Annotated in this window: 6 protein-coding genes; 2 read left to right on the top strand and 4 right to left on the bottom strand. The window is 66.9% G+C overall.

All coding sequences use genetic code 11. The features are described 5' to 3' along the window. The coding region (locus tag FVW27_RS08410; protein ID WP_208294703.1) for an AEC family transporter at positions 1 to 359 on the top strand (359 nt) is incomplete at its 5' end. 221 nt (positions 360 to 580) lie between these two features. Here FVW27_RS08410 and FVW27_RS08405 read toward each other — a convergent pair. The 4 genes from FVW27_RS08405 to FVW27_RS08390 all read right to left on the bottom strand — a co-directional run bounded on the left by FVW27_RS08405 (position 581) and on the right by FVW27_RS08390 (position 3,482). Then, positions 581 to 1,009, bottom strand: a complete 429-nt coding sequence (locus FVW27_RS08405; RefSeq protein WP_167124290.1) for a flagellar basal body rod protein FlgC — start codon at positions 1,007 to 1,009, stop codon at positions 581 to 583. Between the two features lie 270 nt (positions 1,010 to 1,279). Beyond that, positions 1,280 to 2,059, bottom strand: a complete 780-nt coding sequence (gene folE2 / locus FVW27_RS08400; RefSeq protein ID WP_167124288.1) for a GTP cyclohydrolase FolE2 — start codon at positions 2,057 to 2,059, stop codon at positions 1,280 to 1,282. An 18-nt stretch (positions 2,060 to 2,077) separates the two neighbouring features. Further along, positions 2,078 to 2,497 (bottom strand): nickel-responsive transcriptional regulator NikR, encoded by a 420-nt coding sequence (nikR, locus tag FVW27_RS08395; protein ID WP_167124287.1) that lies wholly within the window; start codon positions 2,495 to 2,497, stop codon positions 2,078 to 2,080. 214 nt (positions 2,498 to 2,711) lie between these two features. Then, positions 2,712 to 3,482 carry a class I SAM-dependent methyltransferase gene (locus FVW27_RS08390; RefSeq protein WP_167124285.1) on the bottom strand — a complete coding sequence of 257 codons (771 nt, stop codon included), beginning with the start codon at positions 3,480 to 3,482 and terminating at the stop codon, positions 2,712 to 2,714. A 450-nt stretch (positions 3,483 to 3,932) separates the two neighbouring features. Here FVW27_RS08390 and FVW27_RS08385 point away from each other — a divergent pair. Beyond that, the coding region (locus FVW27_RS08385; protein WP_167124283.1) for a biotin transporter BioY at positions 3,933 to 4,352 on the top strand (420 nt) is incomplete at its 3' end.

The raw sequence follows: 4,352 nt of genomic DNA, 5'->3' as shown, positions 1-4,352 counted from the left end.
CGCAGCTGACAGCCGAGGGCGCGGGCTGTCCGTCCGATGGCGCGGGGGGCGGCAGCGGCGAATGCGACCCGCAGGCCCTTCCGCCGCTGGCCCGGCAGGTGGCTGTGAACGCGGTGAAGCTGTTCGCCCATCCGGCGCTGACCTGGTTGTGCCTGTGGGCGTTGGGGGTGCGTGGGCACTGGCTGGGCATGGGGGTGCTGTTCGCGGCCATGCCCACGGCGGCGGTGGCCTACGTGGTGGCGGAAAGCTACGGCGCGGGCGCGCGCGACACCTCGCGGGCCATCGTGGTGAGCACCATGCTTTCCGCGCTGACGCTGTTCGGCACCGTGGTGCTGCTGCGGCATCTGGAATTGCTGTAGCGGCCATCCTCCAAAAGACGGGAAAAAGGCGAAAAAGAAGCGCGCCGCGTACCCTTGCGGGTGCGCGGCGCGCATGTTGCCTTGGCTCTGCCCGGCGGGTGCGCCGGTGGATTGCGGGGCGATGCCCCTAGGTTGCGGTAGGCCTTCCGATCTCCTGCCTTTCCTCTTTTCCTTCCTTTCAGGATAAGCACGGCCCGGTTGGCGGGCAAGGGCACCGGAATCTAGACGAAGCGGTCGACGAGTATCCCCGTCATCTCGTCCCGTGCGCGCACCACGGCGGCGTTGGCCTCGAAGGCGCGCTGGTCCGTGATCATGTTCACCATTTCCTTGGCCACGTCGGTGTTGCTGCCTTCGACGATGCCCTGTTCCACGGAAACGCTGCCGTCCTCATGCTCCACGCGGCGCAGGTCCATGCGCAGGGGGCCTTCTGTGGTGCTCTGGCGGATTTCCGCCACCTGCACGCCCTGCTCCTGCCCGCTCTGCCCGCTCTGCCCGTTCTGCCCGTTCTGGCTGGCAGGACCGGTTTGCAGGCGCACGTCGGAGGCACGGAATTCGTCCGTGTTCATGTTCGCCACGTTGTTGGCCGTGACGGCCATGGACGTGCCGAAGGCATCCAGTGCGCTGAGCGGTGTGCCGAATCCGTCGATCATGGCGTGTCTCCCGTACGGGTGCGCGGTCGCGCTCTCCCCCCCCGTCTCCTGTCCCCGTCCCCGATACAGATAGTAAAACCGATCACGCCGCCTGTCACGGGGGGGGCGGAGGAGCGGCATGGGGGGAATAGGGTCGGGGTGCGGTGTGGCGGTTTGCAGTGGGCGCAAGCGCACGAAAAAAGGCATCCCCGGCGGATGGTTGCCGGGGATGTCTGCCGTGCGTGTGATTGGGTAATGGCCTGCGAGGACCGCGCCCGGCGGCAGGGGCGACTAGCCCTTGCGCACCTCTCGCTCGATGCTGGCGAAGGCGTTGTGGCAGTGGATGGATTCGAAGCTTTCCACCTCCACCCGGAACCAGGCCACGTGCGGATGGCCTTCCAGCCGCTGGGCCGCCGCGCGCACCACGTCTTCCACAAAGGTGGGATGGGCGAAGGCGTCCTCGGTGACGTACTTTTCGTCCTCGCGCTTCAGCAGGGTGTACACCGGCGACGAACCCGCCGCCTCGGCCAGGTCGATGAATTCCTCCATCCAACTGAACCCGGTCATGCGGATGGACATGCGCACCACGGCGCGCTGGCTGTGCGCCCCTTCGTCGCTGATGGCCTTGGAGCACGGGCACACGGTCATCACCGGCACTTCCAGTTCCAGCAGGAACGAGGGCTTGCCGTCGCCAAGTTCGCCCGTCAGGCGGCATTCGTACCACACCAGGCCGGAGCTGCCCGTGGAGGGCGCGCCCTTGCGCACGAAGTAGGGAAAGCGGAACAGCGCGTATGCCTTGCGGGCGTGCAGCCGTTCCTTCACGTCTTCGAGCAGGCGCTTCATGGAGTTGTAGTCCAGTTCCTCGGACCAGTTCTCCAGCGCCTCGACGAAGCGGCTCATGTGGGTGCCCTTGAATTCCGCGGGCAGATCCACGCCGATGTCCACGGTGGCCACGGTATGCTGGCTGCCCTGGGCGCGGTCGCGGACCACCAGGGGCAGCTTGAGGTTCTTCACCCCCACGCGGTCGATGGGCATGGCCACCTGCGCCGGGCTGTTCTGTACGTCTTCCATGTGATGCCTGAAAAATCCTTACGTCAGATCCTGACCGGTAGTGGTAAGCGAAAGCTTGCCGTGCTTCACGCCCTTGGTGGAAATGAGCCGCTGCGACAGCGCGCGCACTTCCGAGCCGGGCCCTTTCAGCACCAGCACTTCAAGGCAGTTGTGATGGTCCAGGTGCACGTGCAGCGAGGTGATGATGATGCCGTGATGGTCGTGCTGGATTTCGGTCAGCCGCTGGGCCAGATCGCTCTTGTGATGGTCGTACACGATGGTCAGGGTGCCCGCGATTTCGCGGTCCGTGTCTTCCCATTCCTGCTGGACCAGGGTGTTGCGGATCAGGTCGCGGATGGCTTCCGACCGGGTCTGGTAGCAGCGGTCGTCGCACAGGTCATCGAACTTTTCGAGCAGGTCGGAATCGAGGGAGACGCCGAAGCGGATGGTGCGGCCCATAACGGCTCCTGTGGTTGCGGTGGCGGTGTCCTGCGGGATGTTGGATGAAATCCTGAATGGAGGCGAAGTTTCAGGGCGAACCCCAAATTAGGATTTTTGTCCGTTGGCAAGGAAAACAAGCCCGCCATGAGGGAGTATACTCTTATCGTATTCGACCGATATGGTGGGCGACGTTTGACGTAGCCAACGGGCAAAAGGACAATTTGGAGGAAACCTAGGTGCGCGGGGGGCGCATCTCCCAGAGATGTATGGTAACACGTTCGGCCTGCCGGTACAGCGCATCCACCTGCATGGTGCGGGCGCAACGCGTGGTCCAGCCACGGGCCTCCAGGGTTTCGCGGAAGGTAGCGTACACGTTTCTGCCGGGTTCCGCCACCCAGACTACCCCGTCGCGTGCCACGGAATACTCCAGAAAGTCGCTGACGGGTGCCACGAACCGGCGCTCGTACATGATGTCGCCCGCCCAGACCATGTCCAGCGAGCGGGCGGCCACGGCGGGCACGCGCCAGTCCATCACCGTCCACAGGGGCTGCGCCACGCCGTTGCGGGCGGCATTCAGCCGGGCAAAGCGCAGGGCCTCTTCCTCGTAGTCCATGCCGATGACCCGCGCGCCAAGCCACTGCCCCACGATGGCCGTAAGCCCCAGTCCGCAGCCCAGGTCCAGACAGCGGCGACCGTGCAGCACGGCGCGATTCTCGGCCAGCCATTCCGCAAGACCAAGGCTGGCCGGCCACAGTTCGGTCCAGTAGGGCAGCCGCTCGTCGTCCACGAAGGCGGCGCGGGCGGCGTCCGCCGTGCCGGTGGTATTCGCCACGGGGTTGGGCGTGTCGCAGGCGGCCAGTTCTTCCCACAGCGATTCGAGGTCGGCATGGCGTTCCAGCGTCCAGGCGCGGCCACAGGCATGCACCTCGACCACGGGTGCGTAGGTGTCGGGGCGGCAGGGTGTGGGCGAAGAGCCGGACGAAGAAGATGGCGGGGTGGACATGGGTGTTTCGGATAGCAGGGACGCCCGCCCTCGTCCACCATCGGCATGGAGCGCGGAAGGGCGTGATGCCGCGTCAGGCTGCGCCGCCCGCTTCCGTCATGTACCCAAGAGTACACTCCGGTCGCGGTCGGTATGGAGCGGGGAGGGGCGTGATGCTGCGTCAGGCTGCGCCGCCCGCTTCCGTCATGTACCCAAGAGTACACTCCGGTCGCGGCCAGCGAGCCTTCCTTGCCTGACGCCCCTCCGCGCTCCATACCGTCAGTGAGCGGGCGTCGGGTGGGGGAAACCGAAAGACAGGGATTCGCTGGCAAGGGCAGGGGAGCGCCCGGTCAGGTGCGAGCCGCGATCACTGCCGCGCTGCCTCCGCGCCCCTCGTTGACCGGCGCGGGCCGTGGCCCTATGTTGCGGGCGCACACCACAACCCCGCGCGGACGCGCGGACGGGAGACACATGCACGACGCCCCGCTGGCGGGCCTGCACCGCCTTGTCTGGACGGCCCTGATGGCCGCGCTCATTGCCGTGGGGGCCATGGTCATGCTGCCCGTGGGGCCGGTGCCGGTGACCTTGCAGACCCTGTTCGTGGCCTTGGCCGGGCTGGTGCTTGGCCCGGCGCGCGGGGCCGGGGCCATGCTGCTGTACGTGCTGGCCGGGGTGCTGGGGCTGCCGGTGTTTTCCGGCGGCAAGGCCGGGTTCGCCCACCTGCTGGGACCCACCGGGGGCTATCTGTTCGGGTTCGCCTGCATGGCCTGCATCGCCGGGTTCGGCGGGCTGAGGGGCCGTGAAGCGCGGGACGCCGCCATTCGCCTGCCCCGTGTCGCGCTGGCCCTGTGCTGCTGCCTTGCCGGGCTGGGCGTGGCCTATCTGGCGGGC

Origin of the sequence: Nitratidesulfovibrio liaohensis (assembly GCF_011682075.1) — a bacterium.
In the GTDB taxonomy this organism is placed as follows: Bacteria; Desulfobacterota; Desulfovibrionia; order Desulfovibrionales; family Desulfovibrionaceae; genus Cupidesulfovibrio; species Cupidesulfovibrio liaohensis.
This window is presented reverse-complemented; position numbering and strand designations above follow the sequence as displayed.